This is a genomic window from Curtobacterium sp. MCLR17_044 (assembly GCF_003234435.1).
GTDB classification, from domain to species: domain Bacteria; phylum Actinomycetota; class Actinomycetes; order Actinomycetales; family Microbacteriaceae; genus Curtobacterium; species Curtobacterium flaccumfaciens.
This window is the reverse complement of the sequence record NZ_QKTC01000034.1, coordinates 1-23875: the sequence shown is the minus strand read 5'-3', so window position 1 is coordinate 23875 and position 23875 is coordinate 1. Positions and strand designations below refer to the sequence as shown.

The 23875-nt window shown below is 73.1% G+C and carries 17 protein-coding genes and 1 tRNA gene; 12 read left to right on the top strand and 6 right to left on the bottom strand.

All coding sequences use genetic code 11. The features are described from left to right. From DEJ04_RS18570 to DEJ04_RS17590, 8 genes are all read left to right on the top strand, one after another. A partial coding sequence (locus DEJ04_RS18570) for a hypothetical protein (RefSeq protein WP_181437878.1) occupies positions 1 to 1364 on the top strand: 1364 nt, incomplete at its 5' end. Between the two features lie 132 nt (positions 1365 to 1496). Then, entirely contained in the window at positions 1497 to 1871 is a 375-nt protein-coding gene (gene rsfS, locus DEJ04_RS17620; protein WP_027464721.1) for a ribosome silencing factor, read from the top strand. Positions 1872 to 1979: 108 nt separating this feature from the next. Continuing rightward, positions 1980 to 2052: transfer RNA gene (locus DEJ04_RS17615), tRNA-Ala, on the top strand. A gap of 79 nt (positions 2053 to 2131) precedes the next feature. Further along, the gene (locus DEJ04_RS17610) at positions 2132 to 3055 is read left to right on the top strand and encodes an aldose 1-epimerase family protein (protein ID WP_111047948.1); all 924 of its coding nucleotides are present in this window, start codon (positions 2132 to 2134) and stop codon (positions 3053 to 3055) included. After that, on the top strand, positions 3034 to 4551 hold the full coding sequence (locus DEJ04_RS17605; protein WP_111047947.1) for an anthranilate synthase component I family protein: 1518 nt from the start codon (positions 3034 to 3036) through the stop codon (positions 4549 to 4551). Before DEJ04_RS17610 ends, DEJ04_RS17605 begins: the two co-directional genes overlap by 22 nt. Before the next feature lie 76 nt (positions 4552 to 4627). After that, complete coding sequence (locus tag DEJ04_RS17600; protein WP_181440633.1) at positions 4628 to 5467, top strand: hypothetical protein; 840 nt, start codon at positions 4628 to 4630, stop codon at positions 5465 to 5467. Further along, the gene (locus DEJ04_RS17595; RefSeq protein WP_111030520.1) at positions 5464 to 7092 is read left to right on the top strand and encodes a DNA polymerase Y family protein; all 1629 of its coding nucleotides are present in this window, start codon (positions 5464 to 5466) and stop codon (positions 7090 to 7092) included. The genes DEJ04_RS17600 and DEJ04_RS17595 overlap by 4 nt, the downstream gene beginning before the upstream one ends. A 34-nt stretch (positions 7093 to 7126) precedes the next feature. Then, positions 7127 to 10537, top strand: coding sequence for an error-prone DNA polymerase (locus tag DEJ04_RS17590; RefSeq protein ID WP_111047946.1), 3411 nt, complete (start codon positions 7127 to 7129; stop codon positions 10535 to 10537). A gap of 27 nt (positions 10538 to 10564) precedes the next feature. Here DEJ04_RS17590 and DEJ04_RS17585 read toward each other — a convergent pair whose 3' ends face one another. Both DEJ04_RS17585 and DEJ04_RS17580 read right to left on the bottom strand, forming a co-directional pair. Next, positions 10565 to 12076: a cell wall metabolism sensor histidine kinase WalK gene (locus DEJ04_RS17585; RefSeq protein ID WP_111030518.1), complete on the bottom strand. Its 1512-nt coding sequence runs from the start codon at positions 12074 to 12076 to the stop codon at positions 10565 to 10567. Further along, entirely contained in the window at positions 12073 to 12750 is a 678-nt protein-coding gene (locus DEJ04_RS17580; RefSeq protein WP_017885962.1) for a response regulator transcription factor, read from the bottom strand. The genes DEJ04_RS17585 and DEJ04_RS17580 overlap by 4 nt, the downstream gene beginning before the upstream one ends. Positions 12751 to 12873: 123 nt before the next feature. Between DEJ04_RS17580 and DEJ04_RS17575 the strand changes: the two genes are divergently transcribed. Then, complete coding sequence (locus DEJ04_RS17575) at positions 12874 to 13254, top strand: hypothetical protein (protein ID WP_146248763.1); 381 nt, start codon at positions 12874 to 12876, stop codon at positions 13252 to 13254. 72 nt (positions 13255 to 13326) lie between these two features. On the opposite strand, the gene DEJ04_RS17570 is transcribed toward DEJ04_RS17575, so the two are convergent. Beyond that, complete coding sequence (locus DEJ04_RS17570; RefSeq protein WP_111047950.1) at positions 13327 to 14421, bottom strand: aromatic acid exporter family protein; 1095 nt, start codon at positions 14419 to 14421, stop codon at positions 13327 to 13329. 80 nt (positions 14422 to 14501) lie between these two features. Here DEJ04_RS17570 and DEJ04_RS17565 point away from each other — a divergent pair, with 80 nt between their 5' ends. Then, complete coding sequence (locus DEJ04_RS17565) at positions 14502 to 15746, top strand: phosphotransferase enzyme family protein (protein ID WP_111047944.1); 1245 nt, start codon at positions 14502 to 14504, stop codon at positions 15744 to 15746. 452 nt (positions 15747 to 16198) lie between these two features. After that, positions 16199 to 18325 (top strand): DEAD/DEAH box helicase, encoded by a 2127-nt coding sequence (locus DEJ04_RS17560; protein WP_181422702.1) that lies wholly within the window; start codon positions 16199 to 16201, stop codon positions 18323 to 18325. Positions 18326 to 18430: 105 nt separating this feature from the next. Here DEJ04_RS17560 and DEJ04_RS17555 read toward each other — a convergent pair whose 3' ends face one another. Next, positions 18431 to 18703: a mycoredoxin gene (locus DEJ04_RS17555; RefSeq protein ID WP_071405571.1), complete on the bottom strand. Its 273-nt coding sequence runs from the start codon at positions 18701 to 18703 to the stop codon at positions 18431 to 18433. Between the two features lie 58 nt (positions 18704 to 18761). On the opposite strand from DEJ04_RS17555, the gene DEJ04_RS17550 reads away from it, so the two are divergent. Continuing rightward, on the top strand, positions 18762 to 20291 hold the full coding sequence (locus DEJ04_RS17550) for a CYTH domain-containing protein (protein WP_181437877.1): 1530 nt from the start codon (positions 18762 to 18764) through the stop codon (positions 20289 to 20291). A gap of 84 nt (positions 20292 to 20375) precedes the next feature. Here the strand turns inward: DEJ04_RS17550 and DEJ04_RS17545 are convergent, their stop codons facing one another. Together DEJ04_RS17545 and DEJ04_RS17540 are read right to left on the bottom strand one after the other, a co-directional pair. Next, positions 20376 to 22547 (bottom strand): S9 family peptidase, encoded by a 2172-nt coding sequence (locus DEJ04_RS17545; RefSeq protein WP_111047942.1) that lies wholly within the window; start codon positions 22545 to 22547, stop codon positions 20376 to 20378. Positions 22548 to 22576: 29 nt separating this feature from the next. Further along, positions 22577 to 23776, bottom strand: a complete 1200-nt coding sequence (locus DEJ04_RS17540) for a Fic family protein (protein WP_111047941.1) — start codon at positions 23774 to 23776, stop codon at positions 22577 to 22579. Positions 23777 to 23875: the final 99 nt, after the last annotated feature.

The window sequence follows — 23875 nt, the reverse complement described above, 5'->3', positions numbered from 1 at the left end:
GACGGACGGGGCGGACCCGGGGTCGGTCCGCACCGGCATCGGCGCAGACCGACCCCGGGTCCGCCCCGTCCGTCCCGGTGTCGGCACCCGCGGCCGGTGTGCCGCCGTTCCCGCCGGCCTCCGCGACCGAGATCGTCCCCGGCAGCGGTGGGCTCACCCGACGGCAGATCCGGCAGCTCCGTGCCGCCGAGCGCCAGGCGGTCCTGCCGGTCCCGCTGCAGAACCCCACGCCCCAGTCGTCCGACCGCACCGTCGAGGACGTCCTCGGGTCGGTGGACACGATCGACCCCTCCGCCGCGCCGCAGAGCGCTCCGGACGCCGAGGCCGCGCACGACGAGCAGCCCGCTGCCCCGACGGTCCTCGACCAGGCCGCGGTCGCCCAGGCCACCGAGGCCGACGGGTCCCCGGACGCGCTCGAGCCCCTCGACGAGGCCGCCGCGCACGCCGAGGAGCCCCGCCGCCACCGGTCGACGTGGTCGCCGCCCGCCGACGTCACCGAGTCCGACGCGTCCGCGACCGACGTCCCCGAGTCCGGTGCGCCGGAGACCGGCGCACCGGCTTCCGACGCCTTTGCGGAGGAGACGACCGACGCCCCTGCGGACGAGACGACCGACGTCGCACCGGCGGACGAGTCGTCCGAGGACGCTCCGGATCGGTCTGCCGACGACGCTCCCGCTCCCGCTGCCGGGTCGCAGCCCGCCATCACGCCGGTGCCGATCCCGACGAACGCCGCCGCGGCGACCCCCGCGGTGTTCCCGCTCTCGCTCGACGCCGAGGACGACGACACCAACGAGGTGCCGCTGCCCGAGCCCGCGACCGAGGCCCCGAAGGTCCCCGCCGCGTTCCAGCGTCCGACCGAGCCGAAGCCGGTGACCACGGCCTTCGCGCCGCCCGCCGGCCACTGGTCGCAGCAGGCGCACGACTCGAACGACTCCGAGGTGCACGACGCCGAGACGGGCACCCGCCGTGTCGCGGTGACGAACACGAACGCGATCATCCTGCCGAACTCGGCCCTGGCCGACCCCACCGGTGCGCTCAACGCGACGGGCGAGGTGATCCTGACCGGGTCGATCGACCTGCCGGCGTCGCTGTCGTCGACGGGGTCGCACCGGCCGATCGACGGCGCCGAGGTCGACCGCCTGCTCGAGCAGCAGGACGAGCAGCCCGAGACCGACGCCAGCCCGGTGCGGGCCAGCCGCGCGGTGTCCAGCCACACCTCGACCCGTCAGGTCGTGCTCGCCGCCGCCAAGCCGAAGGAGTCGCGTACGCCGCTGATCCTCGGTGTGACGGTCGGCGCGGTCGGGCTGGCCGCGGCCGGCGTCATCATCACCGCACTGCTCACCACCCACGCGTTCGGCGGCTGACCGCTGCCGTCCTCGACGTCCGTTCTCCACCACCCCGCCGACCCTGGCCTGGCCGCTGTCGGCGGGGTGGCTTATGATCGTGACCCATCAAGCGAACCGGCTGTCCGTCGGTTCGACGACCGGAAGGAATCCGTGACCGCCTCCACTCGCGCACTGGAACTCGTGCAGGCCGCAGCACTCGCGGCCGACGCCAAGCAGGCCGAGGACCTCGTCGCTCTCGACGTGACCGGGCCGTTGCAGCTCACGGACGTGTTCCTGCTCGCAACCGGTCGGAACGAGCGCAACGTGCAGTCCATCGCCGATGCCGTCGAGGAACGCCTCCTCGAGCTCGGTGCCAAGACGCTCCGCCGCGAAGGCCGTACCGAAGGCCGCTGGGTCCTCATCGACTTCGGCGAGATCATCGTGCACGTCTTCCACGACGAAGACCGCCAGTACTACTCGCTCGAGCGTCTCTGGGCCGACTGCCCGACGATCCCGCTCGAGCTCCCGGTGGACCACACCGCCTGATCAGCGACGCGCCCGGGTGACGGCTTCGATTTCGTTGCCCGGCGTTCGCATGGTGTACGCTTCTATGGTGCCTCCGGGGAACCGGTTGGCACGGAAGCAGCACGATCTGGGTCTGTGGCGCAGCTGGTAGCGCACCTGCATGGCATGCAGGGGGTCAGGGGTTCGAGTCCCCTCAGATCCACCCTCAACCCCGTCGTTCCTCGGAACGGCGGGGTTTTTCGTGCGCCCGGCGAGACTCGGCGGCCCGATACGCTGAGCGCATGAGCAACGACGCGCCGCTGTCCGGGTCCCCGCTGACGATCGCCTCCGCCGGGTACGCGGCCGACATCGCCACCGTCGGAGCGACACTGCGGACCCTGCGGCACGAGGGCCGAGACCTGGTCGTCCCGTTCGACGCCGACGAGGTCCGTCCGGTCTTCCGCGGTGCCGTCCTGGCCCCGTGGCCGAACCGGATCGTCGACGGCGAGTACTCCTTCGGCGGCGTCGACCACGAGCTGGCCCTCACCGAACCCGCACGGCACCACGCCCTGCACGGACTCGTCGCGTGGGCGGACTTCCGCGTGCAGGAGCAGGCGGACGACCGCGTGGTGCTCGCCACGACCGTCCAGGCACAGCAGGGCTACCCGTACCGCGTCGAGGTCACCGTGGAGTACCGGCTCGATGCCGAGGGGCTGCACACGACGATCACCGGGACGAACACCGGGGCCGAGGACGCACCGTGGGGGACCGGCCCGCACCCGTACCTCGTCGCGGGTACCGGCACCGTCGACGACTGGACCCTGACGCTCCCCGCCGCCCAGGTGCTCGAGGTGACGCCGGACCGGCTCGTCCCGACCGACCTGGTCCCCGTGCACGACGAGTTCGACCTGCGCACGCCCACCCTGATCGGCGACCGGTTCATCGACCACGCCTTCACCGGCTTCGACCGTGACGCCGCCGGCCTCGCCACCATCGCGGTCACGGCGGCGGACGGTCGCGGGGTCCGTGCGATCTTCGGGCCGGAGTGCGGCTGGGCGCAGGTGCACACCGCCGACCACGTCGTCCCCGAGTACCACCGCGCCGGTCTCGCCGTCGAGCCGATGACGTGCGCCCCCGACGCCTTCAACGACGGCGAGGACCGCGGCCTCGTGGTGCTCGCGCCCGGTGCCTCGCACGCCGCCGCATGGACGATCGCCGCGATCTGAGCACCCCCGACCCCGGCGTCCGCGTCGAGGTCCGCCGACTCGACCCGGTCCCCGACCTCGCGGCCCTGGCGGCGCAGGTCCCCGGGGACCTGGTGTGGCTCGACTCCGGCCTGCCCGACGGTGCTCCCGCCACGGCTCGACCCCGGGCGCGCTTCTCCGTGCTGGCGTGGACGGACGGGCCGTTCGCCGCACGGTTCCGGCACCAGGACCGTCGCGCGCACCTGACGGTCGCCGCGCCCGCCGAGGGGTGGTTCGGGCCCGCCCGATCCGAGGAGCGTCCGGCCTTCGCGGTGCTGGCGGACCTGCTCCGACGCACGCCCCGCCTGCCCGAGCCGGTCGTCGGGTGCGGGTTCGCGCTGGGCTGGGTCGGGTTCCTCGGCTACGAGCTCGGCCGCGAGTCCGGCGGCCCGGACCGCACCGCCGACGGGCACGCCGACGCCGACCTGCGGTTCGTCGACCGCGCCGTCGTCGTCGACCACACCGGTGGCGCCTGGGCGCTCGCGCTCGTCGCCGACGCGGAACCGGCGGCCAGCACGCGGAACCGCGCGTGGCTCGAGGAGCTCACCATCCCCACGACGTCGGCCGGCGTCGTGGACGCGGCCACGGGCCTCCCGGCCGGGGTGTCCACGGCGACCGGGCGCGTCACGCGCGGCGCGTACGAGCGGGCGGTCGACGCGTGCCGCGCGGAGATCCGCGAGGGGAACGCGTTCCAGGTCTGCCTCACCACCGCCTTCGCGGTCGGACTGGAGGCCCGTGGCGGCCCCGGTACGGACCCGCACCTGGGCGAGTACCTGCGGATGCGGGCGGCCGACCCGGTGCCGTTCGGCGCGTTCCTGCGGCTCGGCCCGCTGCGCGTGGCGAGCCGGTCACCGGAGCGGTTCCTGCGGATCGACGCGGCCGGAGCGGTGCTCGCGGAGCCGATCAAGGGCACGCGGCGGCGGCTCGCCGACGCGGTGGCGGACGCGGCCGCGCGGGACGACCTGGCGGCGAGCCCGAAGGACCGCGCCGAGAACGTGATGATCGTCGACCTGCTGCGGAACGACCTGCTGCGGACCGCGGTGCCCGGGTCGGTGCACGTCGAGCGGCTGTGCGCCGTCGAGACGTACGCCAGCGTGCACCAGCTGGTCTCGACGATCGGGGCGGTGCTGCCGCCGGGGACGTCGCGGGCCGACGTGGTGCACGCGGCGTTCCCGCCGGGGTCGATGACCGGGGCGCCGAAGAGCAGTGCCACGGTGATCGCGGACCGGCTCGAGGGGGCGCCGCGCGGGGTGTACTCGGGCGCGATCGGGTACTTCTCGGCGAGCGGGGCGGTCGACCTGTCGGTGGCGATCCGTAGCCTCGTGACCGTGCTCGACGAGTCGGGGGCGGTGCGATCCCGGACCCTCGGAGCCGGGGGAGCGGTGACCTGGTCGTCGGTGCCCGCGGACGAGGCGGACGAGGTCGAGACCAAGACGCGGTCGGTGCTCGGCGGGGTCGGGGCGGTCGCCGGCTGGTGAGCTGCTGCCCTGATCCGAACACGTGTTCGACCAGGACTGTCCACGGATGTCGGACGCGATTGACATCATCGAACACATGTTCGAATATGAGGGCATGCAGACGGCGGCGGCACTCCGGTCGCCCACCCCGGACCGGGGCGGGCGGAGCGGTGCTGCACGCGGCGGCAGCGGTGCGGGCGGTGGCGGTGCGCGCCGTGGGCCGGACCACCTGAGCGATGCCCGGGCCGCGCTCGACCGCATCACGTCCCTGCGGTCCCGGGTGGCCGACATGGAGTCCACCCGGGTCGACACCGCCGGGCTCCCCACCGCCTCGGCACTCGAACCCCTGCTGCCCGGCGGCGCGATCCGGGTCGGTGGCACCTACGCCGTCCCGGAGTCGGTGCTGCTCGCGATCACGATGCTGCAGGCGGCCTCGGCGGCCGGGGCGTGGTGTGCGGTCGTCGGGGTGCCGTCCTTCGGGATCGAAGCCGCCGCCGCCGCGGGGATCGACCTCGAACGGCTCGTGCTCGTCCCCGATCCGGGCGACCAGTGGCTCGCCGTGACGGCGGCGATGGCCGACGTCGCCCAGATCGTCCTCACCCGACCGCTCGGCCGGGTCGTGCCGGGCGACGTGGCACGGCTGTCGGCCCGGCTGCGACAGCGCGGTGGTGCACTCGTCGCGCTCGGCTCCTGGCCCGGGGCGGACGTCACGCTGCGGGTCACGTCCTCGACGTGGAGCGGCATCGGTCAGGGCCACGGCCACCTGACGGAGCGCCGGGCCACCGTGACCGCGACCGGGCGTGCCGGCGCGGTGCGTCCGGCGACCGCCGAGCTGCTCCTGCCCGCGGCCGACGGTGCGGTCCGGGCCGCCACACCGGTGCCGACGGTGGGCTCCGGGGACACCCGCGTGCTGCGGCCCGTGGCGGTGGCGTCGTGATCGCCTCCGGGCGCGTCCGGACCGACGCGATCACGCGGGGAGCGGCGCTGCCCGAACCACCCCCGACCCGGACGATCGTGCTCTGGTGCCCGGACTGGCCGGTCATCGCGGCGGCTCGGGCCGGTGGCACCCCGCCGGAGCAGCCCCTCGCCCTGACCGCGAAGGGGCTCGTGTTCGCGAGCTCCGCGTCCGCGCGTGAGCAGGGTGTCGTGCGGGGGCTCCGCGTGCGTGAGGCGCAGGCGCGGTGCCCCGAGCTCCTCGTGCAGCCCTACGACGACGCCCTCGACCACCGCGCGTTCGAGCCCGTCATCCGTGCGGTCGAGGCGGCTGTCCCGGGGGTCGAGGTGCTGCGGCCGGGCACCCTCGCGCTCCGCGCCCGCGGGCCGGCCCGGTACTACGGCGGTGAGCGCGCGGCGGCGGCGACCCTCGCCGGCATCGCGGCCGACCACGGCGCCCCCGCGGTGCGGGCCGGGGTGGCCGACACCCCGTTCGCGGCGGACCAGGCCGCCCGTGCCCGTCCGGTGCGTCCCGGTGAACGGGTGCGGCTCGTGCCCGTCGGGGGATCGGCGGACTTCCTCGCGCACCTGCCGCTCGGTGTGCTCGGCGACCCCGACCTCACGACGGTGCTCGACCGGCTCGGCATCACCACGCTCGGCGACTTCGCGGCACTCGGCGACGAGCAGGTGCGGGACCGCTTCGGCGTGGCCGGGGCGTTCCTGCACCGGTTGGCCGGGGGCCGCGACCCCCGCGAGATCGCGGCGCGTGAGATCCCGCCGGAACTCCGGGTCGAGGCGTCGTTCGAGCCCCCGCTGGACCGTGCCGACCAGATCGCGTTCGCGTTCCGGCGTTCCGCCGACGACTTCGCCGAGCGACTCCGGGCCGCGGGGCTCGTGGCGACGACCATCCGCGTGGGGATCGTCGACGAGCGCGACATCCTGCTCGAACGGACCTGGGCGCACCCGCGCTGGTTCGACGCCGCCGACGTGGTCGACCGGGTGCGGTGGCAGCTCGCCGGCGGGGTGGACCCCAGCGGGCTCGAGGCGCCGGTCACCTCGGTCGTGCTCGAGCCGGTCGCCGTCGACGACATGGCGAACCACGAGCGCGGGCTGTGGGGCTCCGGCCCGGACGAGCGCGTGCACCACGGCCTCGCCCGGATCCAGGGCATGGTCGGCCACGACGGTGTGGTGAGTCCGCGCATCGGTGGGGGCCGCACCCTGTCCGAGCGCGTGGTGCTCGTGCCGTGGGGCGACGCACCCGCCGGCGGTGAGCGAGCCCTGGCGACCGTCCGCGACCGCCCGTGGCCCGGCAAGCTGCCTGGCCCGCCCCCCGCCACCGTGCTCGAGCGCCCCCGACCGGTCGACGTCGTCGCCGCCGGCGGTGCGAGCGTCGACGTCGACGAGCGCGGCGTGCTGTCCGGCGCACCCGACCGGTTCCGCGCCGAGGGCGACCGGGGCGGCGGGTTCTCCGCCGTGACGGCATGGGCGGGTCCGTGGCCGCTCGTCGTCCGGTGGTGGGAGTCCGGCGGCCGACGCCTGCACCGGCTGCAGCTCGTCGACGCCGAGGGGCGTGCCTGGTACCTGGTGCTGGCGGACCACCGCTGGTGGGCCGAGGCGATCGCGACGTGACCCCGACCACCACCACCGACAGGAGCGTGACCTGATGGGCTACAGCAACCCACCCATCCCGTGGTCGCAGTTCGAGCGCGCGCTGTCCGACAAGCGGAGCCCGGGCACGGCGCACGACGGCGACGGCGGCGACAGCCCGGCGTGGTCGCGGAAGCGCGAGCCGTACGTCCCATCGCCGCTCGACACCGACGGCGGGCCCGTGGTGCCGTACGCCGAACTGCACGCGCACTCGGCCTTCAGCTTCCTCGACGGCGCCAGTCAGCCCGAGCACCTGTTCGAAGAAGCCGCTCGGCTCCGACTGCACGCCCTCGCGCTCACCGACCACGACGGCTTCTACGGGGCCGCCCGGATGGCCGAGGTCGCCGAGTCGTACCCGCAGGTCGGCACCGTCTTCGGCACCGAGCTGTCCCTGGGGCTGACCGAACCGCAGAACGGTGTGCCCGACCCCGAGGGTTCGCACCTGCTCCTGCTCGCCGACGGCCAGGACGGCTACCACCGGCTCGCCGGCGCGGTGACGAGCGCACACCTGGCCGCCGGGTCCGAGAAGGGCAGCCCGCAGTACGACCTCGACGACCTCGCCGCGCGGGCGGACGGGCACTGGCGTGTCCTCACCGGGTGCCGGAAGGGCTCCGTGCGGCAGGCCCTCGAGCAGGGTGGCGATTCCGCCGCCGAGACCGCACTCCGGGTGCTGCTCGACCGGTTCGGCAGCCGCAACGTCGTCGTGGAGCTGCTCGACCACGGCGACCCGCTCGACAGCGCCCGCAACGACGCCCTGGCCACCCTCGCCGCGAAGCACGCGCTGCCCCTGGTCGCCACCGGCAACGTGCACTACGCCACCCCCGACCGGTTCCCGGTGGCGACCGCACTCGCGGCGGTGCGTGCCCGCCGCAGCCTCGACGAGATCGACGGCTGGCTGCCGGCCGCCGACACCGCCCACCTGCGCTCCGGTGCCGAGATGGCCAGACGGTTCGGGCGCTACCCCGGCGCGATCGAGCGGACCGTGGAGCTCGCCGACGAGCTCGGGTTCCAGCTGAAGACCGTGCAGCCCGGGCTGCCCGACCTCGACGTCCCGGACGGACACACCGCGATGTCGTGGCTCCGCGAGCTCACGTGGACGGGTGCCCGGCGGTTCTACCCCGGCAGCGCCGACGGCGTCGATCCCCGCAAGCGGGAGCGCATCGAGCGTGAGCTGTCCGTGATCGAGGAGAAGAACTTCCCGGGGTACTTCCTGATCGTGCGCGACATGGTGCAGTACGCCCGCGGTCGGGGCATCCTCTGCCAGGGGCGGGGCTCGGCGGCGAACTCAGCGGTCTGCTACCTGCTCGAGATCACCGCGGTGGACTCGATCCGGTACGGGCTGCCGTTCGAGCGGTTCCTGTCGGCGATGCGCGACGAGGAACCCGACATCGACGTCGACTTCGACTCGGACCGCCGCGAAGAGGTGATCCAGTACGTGTACGCCAAGTACGGCCGGCACAACGCCGCCCAGGTCGCGAACGTCATCACCTACCGCCCCAAGGGCGCGGTGCGCGACATGGCGAAGGCGCTCGGCCACAGCCCCGGGCAGCAGGACGCCTGGTCGAAGCAGGTCGAGCGGTGGGGGTCGGTGACCGAGAGCCAGGACCACGACATCCCGCCGGCGGTCGTCGGGCTCGCGAGCGACGTCCTCGGGTTCCCGCGGCACCTCGGCATCCACTCCGGCGGCATGGTGCTGACCGACCGCCCGGTGGGCGAGGTCGTGCCGATCGAGCACGCCCGGATGGACGGCCGCACCGTGCTGCAGTGGGACAAGGACGACTGCGCGTACATGGGGCTCGTGAAGTTCGACATGCTCGGGCTGGGCATGCTCGCGGCGCTGCAGTACTCGTTCGACCTGGCGGCGGAGCACTGCGGGGAGCGCTGGGAGATGCACTCCATCCCGAAGGAGGAACAGGGGGTCTACGACCAGCTCTGCCGCGCGGACACGATCGGGGTGTTCCAGGTGGAGTCCCGTGCGCAGATGGGCACCCTGCCCCGACTGCTCCCGCGGCGGTTCTACGACCTGGTGATCGAGGTCGCACTCGTCCGCCCCGGGCCCATCCAGGGCGGCGCGGTGCACCCGTACATCCGCCGGCGCACGGGCGAGGAACCGATCACGTACATGCACCCGGCGCTCGAACCCGTGCTCGAACGCACCCTCGGGGTCCCGCTGTTCCAGGAACAGCTGATGCAGATGGCGATCGCGGTCGGCAACTGCTCCGGTGACGACGCCGACCTGCTGCGACGGGCGATGGGGTCGAAGCGCGGGCACGAGAAGATCGACCGGCTGCGCGACAAGCTCTACACGGGGATGGCGGACAACGGCATCCACGGTGCAGATGCCGACGCGATCTACGCGAAGATCCAGGCGTTCGCGAACTTCGGCTTCGCGGAGAGCCACTCGATCAGCTTCGCCCTCATCGTCTACGCGAGTGCGTGGATGCGGCTGCACTACCCGGGGGCGTTCCTGGCGGCACTGCTCCGGGCGCAGCCGATGGGGTTCTACTCACCGCAGACCCTGGTCGCCGACGCCCGGCGGCACGGCGTCCGCGTACTGCGACCGGACATCCTGCGGTCCGGGGTCGACGCCACGCTCGAACCGCTGCCGGACGGGGACGCCCCTGCCGGTGACGACGCGTGCCTGGCCACCGAGCAGCCACCGGTGCTGCCCTTCGACAAGGCGCTCCCCGACGACACCGCGAGCCACCGACGCGACGGTGCCTTCGCCGTGCGGCTCGGGCTCGCCGAGGTCGCGTCGCTCAGCCGGAAGAGCGCCGAGAAGATCGTCGCGGAGCGGGACGCGAACGGCCCCTTCCGCGACATGTCGGACCTGGCCCGCCGGGTCGGGCTCACCACGCCGCAGCTCGAGGCCCTCGCCGCCGCCGACGCCTTCGCCCCGTTCGACATCGACCGCCGCGGTGCGATGTGGTCGGCTGCCCAGGCGGCCGCCGAGCGTCCGGACCAGTTGCCGGACACGCAGGTGTTCGTGCAGCCGCCGCTGTTCGGGCAGATGACGAGCGGGGACGTGCTCATCGCCGACATGTGGTCGACGGGCATGACGACCGACGACCACCCCGTCCGGCACGTGCGCGACCGGCTCGCAGCCCGCCGGGTGCTCAGCGTGCAGGACACCGCGACCGCCGAGACCGGACGACGGGTCGAGGTCGGCGGGATCGTGACGCACCGGCAGCGTCCGGCGACGGCCTCCGGCATCACGTTCCTGAACGTCGAGGACGAGACCGGGCTGGTCAACGTCATCTGCAGCGTCGGGGTCTGGGGGCGCTTCCGCCGGGTGGCGCGGGAGTCCCCGGCGGTGATCGTCCGGGGCATCCTCGAGCGCTCGCCCGACGGGGTCGTCAACCTGGTGGCGGACCGCATCGAGCACCTGTCGCTGTCCGTCCGCACCCGCTCGCGGGACTTCCAGTGAGTGGTCTGCTCAGGCGAGCCGTCGTGCTCAGCGCACCTCGGGCAGGCGGATCGTGACCTCGAGCCCACCGGCGGGCACGTTGCGGAGCGACGCCGTGCCTCCCGCCCGTTCCGCCACCGCACGCACGATCGCGAGTCCCAGCCCGGAGCCGCCGGGCAGGGCGCCGGCACCGGTCGACGGGTCCGGGTTCGGGCGGGACGTCCGGGCCTCGTCCGGACGGGTGAAGCGGTCGAATGCCACCGGGATGAAGGACTCGGGCACGCCGGGGCCGTCGTCGGTGATCTGCAGGACGCCCTCGCCGCCGGTGCTCCGCCAGGACACGAAGATGCCGCCGCCGCGGGGGAGTGCGGCCACGGCGTTGCCCGCGATGTTCGTGACGAGCTGGGCCATCCCGCCGGTGTCGATCCGGTACCGCGGTTCGACGGTGCCGCCGCCGATGCCCGGGCCGGAACCGCCGACGGCGACGGGCGGCTCGAGGTCGAAGTCGACGGTGACGTCCTTCGCCGACGCGATGAGTCGGACGCGGTCGACCGCGGCCATCACCTCGTCGCCGAGGTCCGACCACGCGGTCTCGGGGCGCCGGTCGCCGTCCTGTTCACGGCGCTCCGACTCCTCGATCCGCGACAGGGCGAGCAGGTCGTTCGCCAGCCGCGACAACCGCGCGACGCTGTGCTTGGCGCGTTCGATGTGGGCGGCGAGGGCGGCGGCGTCGTTGCCGTCGAGCGAGGCGAGGTCGAGCTGGGTCGTCAGGATGGCCAGGGGCGTCCGGAGCTCGTGGCTGGCGTCCGACACCATCTGGCGTTCGCGCTCGGTCGCCTGCCGGGTCCGGGCGAGGAAGGCGTTGAGCGTGGTCGCCAGGGACGCCAGCTCGTCCTGGGCGGGGCCCACCGGCAGTTCGGCACGCTCCGGGGCGACGGAGAGCCGTTCGGCCTCGCGGCGCATCCGGTTCACCGGGCGCAGCGCGGTGGTCGCGAGCACCCAGGACGCCACGCCGAACGCGAGCAGGATGGCCAGACCGGTCAGCGACAGCGTCGTCGTGAGGTCGTCGACGACGATGGCCTCGGCCTGCGAGTTGCGGGCGGCGACGACGGTCCAGCGGCCGGCCTCGTTGACGGGGTGCTCCACCACGACGCGGTACTCCGAGCCGGATGCCGTGATGATCGAGGTGCCGGCGGGGGTGGACCGCAGACTGCCGAGGGCCTGCTCGACACGATCGGGCATCGTCGACAGCACGATCTCGCCGGACGGGGACACGACGGCGACGAGCTGCGCGTTGCCCGGCGGCGAGAGGTCGGGGTCACTGTCGACCTCGAGCGTGGCGACGTACGGGTCGGCATCGGCGTCGAGCAGGGTGCGGGTCGCACTCGCGACGACGCTCACCACCTGGAAGCGCATCACCAGGACGAGCAGCAGGATGACGATCGCGGCGATCGCTGTCGAGCCGATCGTGATCCGGGCACGCAGCGACAGCAGACGCAGCGGCCGGATCGGACCGCCGCGTCGGCGGTCCGATCGTGGGGCGTCGTCGGCCCCGCTCACGCCCCGAGCAGATCCAGGCGGTACCCGCGACCGCGGACCGTGGCGATGGCGACGGTGGCCTCGTGCGCGGTGAGCTTCTTGCGGAGGTACGAGATGTACTGCTCGACCACGTTCGGGTCGACGTGCTGCGAACCGTCCCAGACCTCTTCGAGGATCTTCGGGCGGTCGACGACACTGCCGGCGGACCGGGCGAGCAGTCGGAGCAGGGCGAACTCGGTGGGGCTCACGGCGACGCGCTGGCCCTTGATCGAGATGCGGCGGGCCTCGGAGTCGATCGACACGTCCCCGACCTCGATCGTGCGGGGTGCCCCGGCGGACTCACGACGGCCGAGCGCACGCAGCCGAGCGGTGAGCTCGGCGAAGGCGAAGGGCTTGGTGAGGTAGTCGTCCGCGCCCGCGTCGAGCCCGAACACGCGGTCGTCGACGGCGTCGCGCGCGGTCACGAGCAGGATCCGCACGGGGTCCTCGCGCTCACGGATCCGCCGCGCGAGCTCGAAGCCGGACATGCCGGGCATCATCACGTCCACGACCGCCAGGTCGAACGCCTGCTCGCCGAGGGCGATGAGCGCCTCGACACCGTTCTCGACGGCCGTGACCCGGTACCCCTCGGCCGCGAGTCCGCGTTCCATCAGGGCACGCATCTCGTCGTCGTCCTCGACCACCAACAGCCGCATAGTGGACCTCCTCGGACCCATCGTGGCATCGAACCGGCGCGGACGGCCGTTCTGCGGGTCCGACTCGCTGAATCTCGTCACAGGACAAAGCAGAACGGTCTGTCCCACGTTCTAGGGACGTGAGTGCCGCTTGCTTCGTTGCTAGGCTCCGGCAGCGGACAGCGCGACCCGATGCGCCGCCCGCACTGGGGGATCATGAACGACTCGATCGACCACCCGGCCATCGTGCGCCTGCGCGCCGAACTGGACGCCGCGTGGAAGGGCATCGGCGCGCTCGCGCAGCTGGAGGACGCACCGCGCGACCGCGTGGTCGCGGAACTGCGGACGGCGGTACCGGACGTGGCGAGCCGTGCTGCACGCGAGGTCGGCACCGAGGCCGTCGTCGCCGAGATCAGCCGGTACGCCGACGCCGGCGTCCCGGGTGCGACCGACGTCGTGCCGACCGCGGTGATCTGGTCGGACGTCGTGCGGACGGCGTCGGAAGCGGCCTGCGCAGCGCGCTGAAGCGGACCGAGCGGCCTGCGGAGCGCGCTGAAGCAGACCGAGCGGCCTGCGCAGCGCGCTGAAGCGGACTGACTAGTCGTCCTCGCCGAGCAGCTCGCCACGCACCCGTCGGATGTCCTCGAGCAGCGCCCCGATGAGCACCCAGTGCCGGGAGTTCGGTCGGACCACCTCGAGCGGCGCGGTGAGCGCCGGCTCGGAAGCCTCCGCCCACGGCCCGACGTCCGGCCGGGAGGCAGCAGTGTCCGCTCCGCCGACCCCGGCCACCGGGTCGAGCCGTGTCGACTCGACCCGCGCACTGAGGGCCCGGACGTCCGCACCGATCCGTGCCACCTCGGTCGCGATGCCGTGCACCACCGGGTCGTCGCGCAGGTCCGGAGCGGTGTTGTCGCGGATCGCCCGGGTCATCCCGGTGACCCGGGTCACCAGGACGCGCAGGTGGTCGGTGGTCACCACGTCGCGGTCGAGGATCGTCCGGTGCCGACCACTGCGCGGGTTCATCGTCAGGGACTCGCGCGCCGACCCCAAGGACGCCTCGGCCTTGGCGTGCTGCTGCCGCAGTGCGCGGGCCGCGACGAGCGCCTCGTCCCAGCGCTCGCGGTCCCACCCCTCGGTCAGGCCGATCGCGATCCGCTCGAACGCCACCGCGGTGTCACGGGCGAGCCGGGCGACGGCGAGGTGCGCCGGTTCGAGCAGCACGGGCGGCACGATGAGCGCGTTCACGACCAGGGCGACGATCGCACCGATCACGGTCTCGAGGATCCGGTCGGCGGAGTAGTTCGGCGTCACGACCCCGGCGGTGAGCACGAGCATCCCGCTGATCCCCACCTGGGTGGCCGAGGTCGGGGTGAGCCGGAGCGCCCACGCGATGAGGATCGCGAGCACGATGACGAGCAGCACGACGAACACGCCGTCGCCGAGCAGCAGGTGGAACCCGGTGGCGAGCACGACGCCGATCACCACGCCCGCGCTCCGCTCGAGCCCCTTCACGAACGACTGGTTGATGCTCGGCTGCACCACGAGCAGTGCAGCGATCGCCGCGAAGGTGGGGAACGGCCCCTGGATGACCAGGCGGCAGAGGAGTACGGCCGCGACCACCGCGACGGCGGTCTTCACGACCTGCAGGAACGGCGTGCGACTGGAGCTGCGGAGGCGCGCGACCGGGTTCACACCGACCACGGTAGCCACCGGCCGCGCGCCGAGCCGTGCACGAACGCGACGAAACCCGCGCGACACGGTTGACTGATGTCGTGTGGCCCAACCATGAGCGCGTCATCCCGCAGGCCTTCGCCGGCTCCGGGACCTCCGTGGTGGCCGCGCGGGCGCACTCCGTCGAGCCCTCGGGCAACGGCTACCTCTACGGCTACGAGGTCGACACGGTGGACCGCAACGGCCAGCGCGCCACGGTCCTGACCTACGTCGACACCGGCGGCACCCACGACCAGAACAGCGCGATCGTCACCGACCCGGCGACGGGCGACCCGGTGTCGGTGTGGGCGTACCCCAACGACCCCGGCCTGCCCGTGCTGCCGCAGGTCACCTACCGCGACGCCGTCGCCGAGCTGCTGACCACGCTCGGCATGCCCGTCACCGACCCGGTGCTCTCCGTGGCGGCGTACCGGCCCGGCAAGCGCGCGGTCGTGCGCGTCGACGCCCCCGAGCGCACACTGTTCCTGAAGATCGTCCGCCCGCACCGGGTCGCGCCGATCGTGCAGTCGCACGAGCAGTTCGTCGCGGCCGGTCTGCCGGTGCCGCGTGTGCTGTCCAGCCGTGGCGACGGCCTGCTCGTGCTCGAGCGCATCCGCGGCGTGCCCGCCGGCAGTCGCATCCTCGACATCGCCGACGACCCCCGTTTCGTGGCGTCGCTCGCCGCGCTGAGCGGTCGGGTCGCCACCGTCCCGATGACCCAGCAGGCCCGCGCCGACGCGATGGACCACGCCGACTGGCACCGTCGCACGCTCATCGCGGCTCTTCCGCGCGACGCCGAGGAGATCGACCGCCTGTACGACGCCATCGGCCGCCGCTCCATCGGCTGGTCGAGCTCGACCAAGCAGGTCGTGCACGGCGACCTGCACCTGGAGCAGGTCTTCGTCGACGAGGACGAGCCGTGGCGCATCTCCGGCCTGCTCGACATCGACACCGCGGGCTGGGGCTTCCCGGTCCGTGACGTCGGTGCCGTCGTCGCCCACCTCGTGGTCACCGGGCTCTGGCACCGGTCCCGAGGCGACGCCGAGCGCGGCGCCGCCGCCGAGCGCCTCGCCGACGCGATCGCCCGCGACTGGGTCGCGCGCAACCCGCGCGAGGCCGACCGCATCGGACCGGCCATCGGCGCCCAGTTGCTCGCCCACGCCGGCGGCCAGGCGACCACCGGCTCCGCCAACGGGATCCAGACGGCCCAGCAGCTCCTCGCCGCGACGCAGGCCGCCCTGGCGGACGCGGCCCCGAGCCTCCCGACCGGTGGTTCGACCCGCCCGCGGTCCGCACCGCAGGTCTGAGACACGACCGAAGGACGGACTGGAGGCGCGGGTCGGGCCCGCCACGGGCCTCCCGTCCGCCGTCGCGACGCGCGCGGGCAACGCGCCGGTCGCCTCCGTCGGTGGTCCGGGAGTAAACTGAGCGCGCACGCACCGCGTTCCCGCGTGCCGCGTCGATTCCGGACGCAGCCGTCGATCACTTGATCGACGCGGGGACCGGGCCGTGACCGCCCCGAGGGGGCATCACGTGCGTGTGACGACGCCGGATCCCGGCGCGGACCGTCCGAACCTGCTCCCGGCAGGTGCTCGTGTGGAACGGCTCGCGGGAGTCCACCGGACGTCCCGATGCGGGGACCGGCGATGCGGTGGGCCACGGTGGCCCGCAGCTGAACCGGAGCCGCGCCAGGCACCGGTGCAGGACTTCCCGCCCCACGGGCGGATCGCCCCGACGTGTGGGCGGAACAGGAGGAGCGTTGGCTCGATCAGGCACCCGGCGTGCTGCCGGCGGGACGCGGACCGCGTCACGTCGCACCAGGCCGCTGGACAACGACGGCGTCATCCCCGTCCTCGCCCGCGCTGTGCGCGAGGTCGAGGCCGCGGCGCAGCGCGGACCGCTCAAGGCATCGAACCGGACGAAGTTCCAGGCGGTCGCCCTGCTCATGCGCGAAGAGCGCGCGCGGGTGAAGGCCGACACGGAGCTCACCGACGCGCAGCGCGCCGAGCAGCTCAAGCGGCTCGACGGCGTGGCCACGATCTTGGCGAAGACGGCGGCGCGGGACACCAGCGTCATCCAGCTCCTCGCCGAAGAGGTCCAGGTGTCCGAGGCGACGCGTGCGGTCAAGCGCGACATGATGATCGCGGGCGGCATGGAACTGCAGCCGGAGGACCTCGTCATCGCGTCCGAGCCCGCCGCGGTGGTCGAGACCCCGGTGCGGGCCGTCGTGCCGCAGGCGGTCGTGCAGCGCCAGCTGGCGAACCCCTTCATGCCACCGGACTTCGCCCTCGCCGACCAGCCCGTCGCGCACCCGCGTCGCCTGGCGAACTGGGAACTGTTCGGGCCGCTGTTCAAGTCGTTCGAGTACGGCGCGGGCGGGGGAGCGGCGACGATGCCGCTGCCGGAGCCCACGACGCTGCACTCGCGCTCGGGCACCACGCTCATGAAGCACCAGGCGGAACTCGTCGCCGCCGCTGCGCAGGGGCACCGCACGTTCCTGCTCGCCGACGAGCCCGGCCTCGGCAAGACCGCACAGTCGCTGCTCGCCGCCGATGCCGCGAACGCGTTCCCGCTGCTCGTCGTCGTGCCGAACGTCGTCAAGACGAACTGGGCGCGTGAAGCCGAGCGCTGGGTGCCGAACCACCGCGCCACGGTGATCCACGGGGACGGCAACGACCTCGACGGGTTCGCCGACATCGTCATCGTGAACTACGAGATCCTCGACCGGCACGCCGGGTGGCTCGGCAACTTCGGGTTCAAGGGGATGGTCGTCGACGAGGCGCACTTCATCAAGAACAGGGACTCGCAGCGCGCCCGGTTCGTGCTGCAGATCGCCGAGCGCATCCGGCAGCGCACCGCCGCACCGCTGCTCATGGCGCTGACCGGTACCCCGCTGATCAACTCGGTCGAGGACTTCCGCACCATCTGGGAGTACCTCGGCTGGATCGACGACAAGAAGCCACGCGCGAAGCTCATGAACGAGCTCGAGGAGATCGGCCTGACGCCGGCCGACCCCGGGTTCTTCGTCGAGGCCCGCCGTGCCGTCATCGACCAGGGCATCGTCCGACGCCGCAAGGTCGACGTCGCCGCGGACATCCCGGCCCGCCGGATCGCCGACATCCCCGTCGAGCTCGACGGTGACGAGGGTCGCTCCATCCGCGACGCCGAGCGCGAGCTCACCGCGAAGCTCGTCCGCCGCTACCACCAGGCGCTCGACGCCCGCACCGGGCAGGACCCGGTCGTCGGCATCGACCACAAGCTGGTCCGCCAGGTCGCACGCTGGGAGCTCGAGGACCAGGACGCCTCGTCGACCGGCGAGAACGTGTTCTCGATGGTCCGCCGCATCGGCCGGGCCAAGGCCCAGCTCGCGGCCGACTACGCGGCGCAGCTCGCCTCGAACGTCGGCAAGGTCGTGTTCTTCGCGAAGCACCTCGACGTGATGGACCAGGCGGAAGAGGTGTTCGCCCGTCGCGGGCTGCGCACCGCCACGATCCGCGGCGACCAGACGCCGACGCAGCGCACGGCCGAGATCGACTCGTTCGTGAACGACCCCGACGTCGCCGTCATCGTCTGCTCGCTGACCGCGGCCGGGGTCGGGCTGAACCTGCAGGTGTCGTCGAACGTCGTGCTCGCCGAGCTGTCGTGGACGAGCGCCGAGCAGACTCAGGCGATCGACCGCGTGCACCGCATCGGGCAGGAAGAGCCCGTCACCGCGTGGCGCATCATCGCCGCGCAGACGATCGACACCAAGATCGCCGAGCTCATCGACTCGAAGGCGTCCCTGGCCGCCCGCGCGCTCGACGGTTCGGACGAAGAGGTCGTCGACTCCGGTGACATCCAGCTCGACGCGATGGCTGCGCTGCTGACCGAGGCGCTCGGCGGCTAGCTCGGCGCGTCCGGCGCTGACAGCAAAACACCGGTGTTCGCACTCTGAACCACGTCATGCGCGTGTTCGGAGCGTGAACACCGGTGTTTTGCGAAGGGCCGCCGCTCAGATGCGGGACTGCACCTCGGCCAGGGACGGGTTCGTCGCCGTCGAGCCGTCGGGGAACACCAGCGTCGGCACGGTCTGGTTGCCGCCGTTGACCTCGGCGACGAGCTCGGCGGTGCCCGGGGTCTGCTCGATGTCGACCTCGGTGAAGGGAACCCCGGCCTTCGACATCTGGTTCTTCAGCCGGGCGCAGTAGCCGCACCACGTGGTGGTGAACATCGTGACGCCGCCGGCTTCGGGCGTGAACTGCTCGCGGGTGATCGTGTCGCTCATCCCTGCAGGCTAACCCCGGGTGCGGGGAAACCCCGCAGTGCCTGGTAGACAAGAGCGTGTGAGCCACACGCACCTCGAGATCGAGCGCACCTACGACCTGCCCGAGGGCGGTGCCCTCCCCGACCTCGTCGGCGCGGGCGGCATCCTCCGCACCGAGCACCAGGAGCCGTTCGAACTGGACGCGACCTACTGGGACACCGAGCGGTACGACCTGGTGGCCGCGCGGGTGACCGTCCGCCGTCGCACGGGCGGCCCCGACGCCGGCTGGCACATCAAGCGCTCGGAGTCGGACACGGTCCGCCACGAGCAGCAGTTCCCCCTGACCGAGGACGCCGACACGGTGCCCGCCGAGGTCCTCGCCGCGCTCTTCACGGAGCGTCGTGGCCGCGGGCTGCGTCCCGTCGTCCGGATCACGACCACCCGCACCGTCACCCGACTGCTCGACGAGGACGGCGACCAGATCGCCGAGCTCGCCGACGACCAGGTCACCGCCCAGCGCCTCGACGACGATGCTCCGGAGACCCCGCGCACCTGGCGTGAGGTCGAGGTCGAGACCGTCGACGGCGTCGACCCGCAGATCGCCCACGAGCTGTTCGCGGCCCTCGACGGGCGCTTCGCGGCCGTCGGCGCCGGCCCCGCCGCCGTCGCGTCCAAGCTGGCACGCGGGCTGGCAGGAGCACCGGCACCGCGCCTCCAGACCGAGGAGAAGCCTGCCAAGGGCACGACCGCACGCATCCTGGCGAAGCGGGTGCGCAAGCTGCGCGTCGCGCTGCTCGGCCAGGAGGCCCGGCTCCGCTCCGGCGACACGGCCGACCTCCGGCAGGCGGCCGACACCACCCTCGAGATCGCCGCGATCCTGGGCGCCTACCGCCCGGCGTTCCCCGACGGCGAGGCCGTCGACCGCGCCGCCGAGGCGGCGGACGGCCTGGCGGGCGTCACCGCGCGTGCGGCGCTGGCCGAGTACCTGATCGACCGGCTGCCGCGGGCGTCGTCGCCGGCGCAGGACGACCTGGTCGACGCGATGACCCGCGAGCGCATCCTCGCCTCGACCCGGGAACGTCGCGACCAGGCGGTGCGGGACGTCGTCGCGTTCCTGCACGGCGAGCCGTTCCTCGAACTGCTCGACGCCCTCGACGACGCGGCCGAGCGACCGGCTCCGACGGCGTGGTCGCTCCGCGCACCGAAGCAGGTCGCACAGGACGTCGGCGCCGACGTGAAGCCGCGCGTGCGCGAACTCGTCCGGGCCGCCGTCGCCGACGACACCTCTGACACCGCTGCCGAGCGCGAGGCCGCCGACCGGACCACCACCGAGGCCGCGTGGCAGGAGACGATGCGCGCCCGGATGGCGATGGACGTGCTCGGCGACGACGCGTTCCCGCACGCGCTGTGGAAGCGGATCGGCACCGCCGCCGACGTGCTGACCGAACGGGTGCGGTCCCTGCACGCCCTCGACATCCTGCGGGCGAACGCGGCGATCGCGGAGCGCGGGGGTGAGGGCACGTTCGGGTACGGCGTGCTCGCGGGGGACCGGGTGCGCCTGGCCGAGGAGTCCTACGACGAGGCGGTGCACGCGCTCAACCGCGTGTGAGCGCTTCGTTCGATTGGTGAGCAGAAGAGGTCGGGTCCCGCGTTCGGACCCGACCTCTTCTGCTCACGAAGTGCGAGGCGTTGCTCAGCCCGCGGCGATCGGGTTGGCGGTGGCCGCGGCGGGCGTCTCATCGGCGAGCCCGAGCACGTCGAGCAGCCATGCGAGTTCGAACGCCCGCTCCTTCCACGACGCGTAGCGACCGCTGACACCACCGTGGCCGGCGGACATCTCGGTCTTCAGCAGCACGGGCGCGCCGACCTCGCGGAGCTTCGCGGTCCACTTCGCGGGCTCGACGTACAGCACGCGGGTGTCGTTGATCGAGGTCACGGCGAGGATCTGCGGGTACTGCACGTCGTCGCGGACGTTCTCGTACGGGGTGTACTCGCTCATGTAGCGGTAGACCTCGGCGTCGTGCAGCGGGTCGCCCCACTCGTCCCACTCGATGACGGTGAGGGGCAGGTCCGGGTCGAGGATGCTCGTCAGCGCGTCGACGAACGGCACGGCGGCCAGGATGCCGGCGAACCGCTCGGGTGCGAGGTTGGCGACCGCACCCATCAGGAGCCCGCCCGCGCTGCCACCCTCGGCCACGAGCCGGTCGGCGCTCGTCCGGCCGGACTCGATCAGGTGCTCGGCGACCGCGACGAAGTCGGTGAACGTGTTCTTCTTCGTCAGGGTCTTGCCGTTCTCGTACCAGTGCCGGCCGAGCTCACCGCCACCACGGACGTGCGCGACGGCGAAGACGACACCGCGGTCGAGCATCGACAGGCGCATGACGCTGAAGCCGGGGTCGATCGAGTGCTCGTACGAGCCGTAGCCGTAGAGGTGCAGCGGTGCCGGGGTGCCGTCCTCGACGGCGTCACGACGCCAGACGAGCGAGATCGGCACACGGGTGCCGTCTGACGCGGTCGCCCAGTCGCGCTCCTGCACGTAGTCGGCCGGGTCGTAGCCGCCGAGCACGGGCTGGCGCTTCAGGACGGTGACCTCGCCGGTGGCCAGGTCGAGGTCGCTGACCTCGGAGGGGGTCACGAACGACGTGTACCCGATGCGGAGCGTCGGCTGCTCCCACTCCGGGTTGCCGCCGAGCCCCGCCGAGAACAGTGCTTCGTCGAAGGGGACCTCGTGCGCGTCGCCGTAGCCGTCGCCCTCGATCGGGATGATCGCGACGCGGGGGAGCGCCTCGGACCGGTACTCCAGCGCGAGGTGTCCGGCGAAGGCGTCGACCGACTCGATGCGGCGCTCGGTGTGGTGCGCCACGACGACGCGGCGGTCACGCTCGGACGTCGGGTCGTCGGCGGGGACGTCGACGAGCTCGAAGTTCTCGGCGCCGTCGTTGTGCAGCACCAGGAACCGGTCGCTGCCGCCGACGATGGCGTGCTCGATCTCGTACTCGACACCCTCACGGCGGGGCCAGACGACCTGGAACTCACCGGTGGGGTCCGCAGCGTCGAGGACGTGCGCCTCGGACGTGATCTTCGAGCCGAGTTCGATGACGATGTACTGCGACGAGCGGGTGACACCGACGCCGACCCAGTAGCGGTCGTCGGGTTCCTCGAACACCAGGACGTCCTCGGACGCCGCGGTGCCGACCGTGTGGCGCCAGATCTTGTCCGGACGCCACGACTCGTCGACCGTGGGGTAGAAGACGTAGCGGCCGGCCGGGTCGAACGTGGCGCCGGCGCCCGTGTTCGGGATGGCGTCGCCGAGGTCGGTCCCCGAGGCCAGGTCGCGCACGTGCAGGGTGTACCGCTCGTCGCCCTCGACGTCGATGCCGTAGACCAGGCGGGTGCCGTCGTCGCTGATGTCGTAGGTGCCGAGGGAGAAGAACTCGTGGCCGTCGGCCAGCGCGTTGCCGTCGAGGACCACCTGCTCGCCGGGGAGCGTCGACTCGCCCTCGACGACGGCGGGCGGCGTCCAGTCGTCGGGGCCGGCGACGGGCACGCGGCAGTGCACGCCGTACTGGCTGCCCTCGGCGGTGCGGGTGAAGTACCACCAGTCGCCCATGCGGACCGGCACGGAGAGGTCGGTCTCCTGCACGCGGCTCTTCACCTCGGCGAAGATGCGGTCCCGCAGCGGCGCGAGGTGCGCGGTCGCGGCGTCGGTGTGGGCGTTCTCGGCTTCGAGGTACGCCAGGGTGTCGGGGGATTCCTTGTCCCGCAGCCACTCGTAGTCGTCGACGAAGTCGATGCCGTGGTGGGTCCGTGTCACGGGCCGCTTGGCGGCGCTGGGCGGGGTGGATGCGGTGTGCTCGTTGCTCACCGTCCCACCCTATTCGCCCGCACCCCCGGTCAGGCCGCCGTGCGCTCGCGCCCGCCCACCGCCGCCTGCACCCGCTGCTCGAACGCCTCGAGCTCGTCGACCACGGCCGGTGCGACCCACGCCCGGTCTCGGAGACGATCGGTGACCGGACGGAGCACTCCCGCCAGCACCAGGTCGTGGGTGACGCGCTCGACCTCGTCGGTGGTGAGCAGGGTGTCCAGGTGCGCTTCGGTCAGGACGGGGTCGTCGGCGAGCGCACGGCCGACGGCGGCGTGCGGGCCCGAGGCGCAGGGGCCGACGGACCGATCGGCGTCGTGCTCGGCGAGCAGCAGAGCGCTCAGCGTCGCCTCGTCGCACACCGTCCCGATCGCCAGGGCCAGGTCGACCACGAACCCGGTGACCTTGCCGTCGCGGTACTGCTCGAGGTGCCGGAAGTACCGCCGCCGATCCGCCGCGAGCGCGGTGGCCACCGGTGCCGTGACCGTGGTCGTCACCCCGCGACGCCGGAGCACGGCACCGATCAGCGCGCGCCCGATCCGACCGTTGCCGTCGGTGAACGGGTGGATCGACTCGAACTGGGCGTGGGTGATCGCGGCCTGGGCGATCGGGTGCAGGTCCACACGGTGCACGAACGCGAACAGGTCGGCCATCAGCGGTGCCACGAGCTCGGGCGGTGGTGGCACGTACACGGCGTCGCGGGGCGTGGCACCGCCGCCGATCCAGTTCTGCACGTCGCGGTACCGGCCGGCGTGCCGTCCGTCCACCGGGTCGTCGCGCATCAGCAGGCGGTGTGCCTCGAGCAGGGAGGCCTCGGTGACGGTGCCCGAGTCGGCTCCGGACACCAGGTGCTCGACGGCGCCGCCGGCCCGGACGACCGCGGTCGCCCCCGCCTTCGCGCGGATGCCGACGAGTGCCCGCGCCAGGTCGTCGATCGTCGCGGACTCGTCCTCGATCCGCGACGACGCGACGGCTTCGGTCCGGCCGAGCACGGACCCGAGCGGCGCGAGCCGGGAGCCGTGGTGGATGTCGAGGGCGCGCAGGGCCGTGGCGCTCCGGTCGAGCAGCGCGACGGTGTCGTCGTCGGGCGTCCACCGAGCCCTCGCGATGGACGGGGGCAGCGACTCCCGCACGGTGGTCACCAGCCGGTCGTCACGGCACCCGCGGACGGCGCTCCGCCACGGTCGCTCGCTGCGTTCGTGCGTGGGCCAGGTGTCGCTCCGGTGTGCCATCCCGCGACGGTAGAGCCACCCGGATGCTCGACGCCAGGAATCGGTATTTCGCCCGCTCGCCGCCTGCCGCCGCGCGCCCGCCCGGCCCCGCCGCCCGGC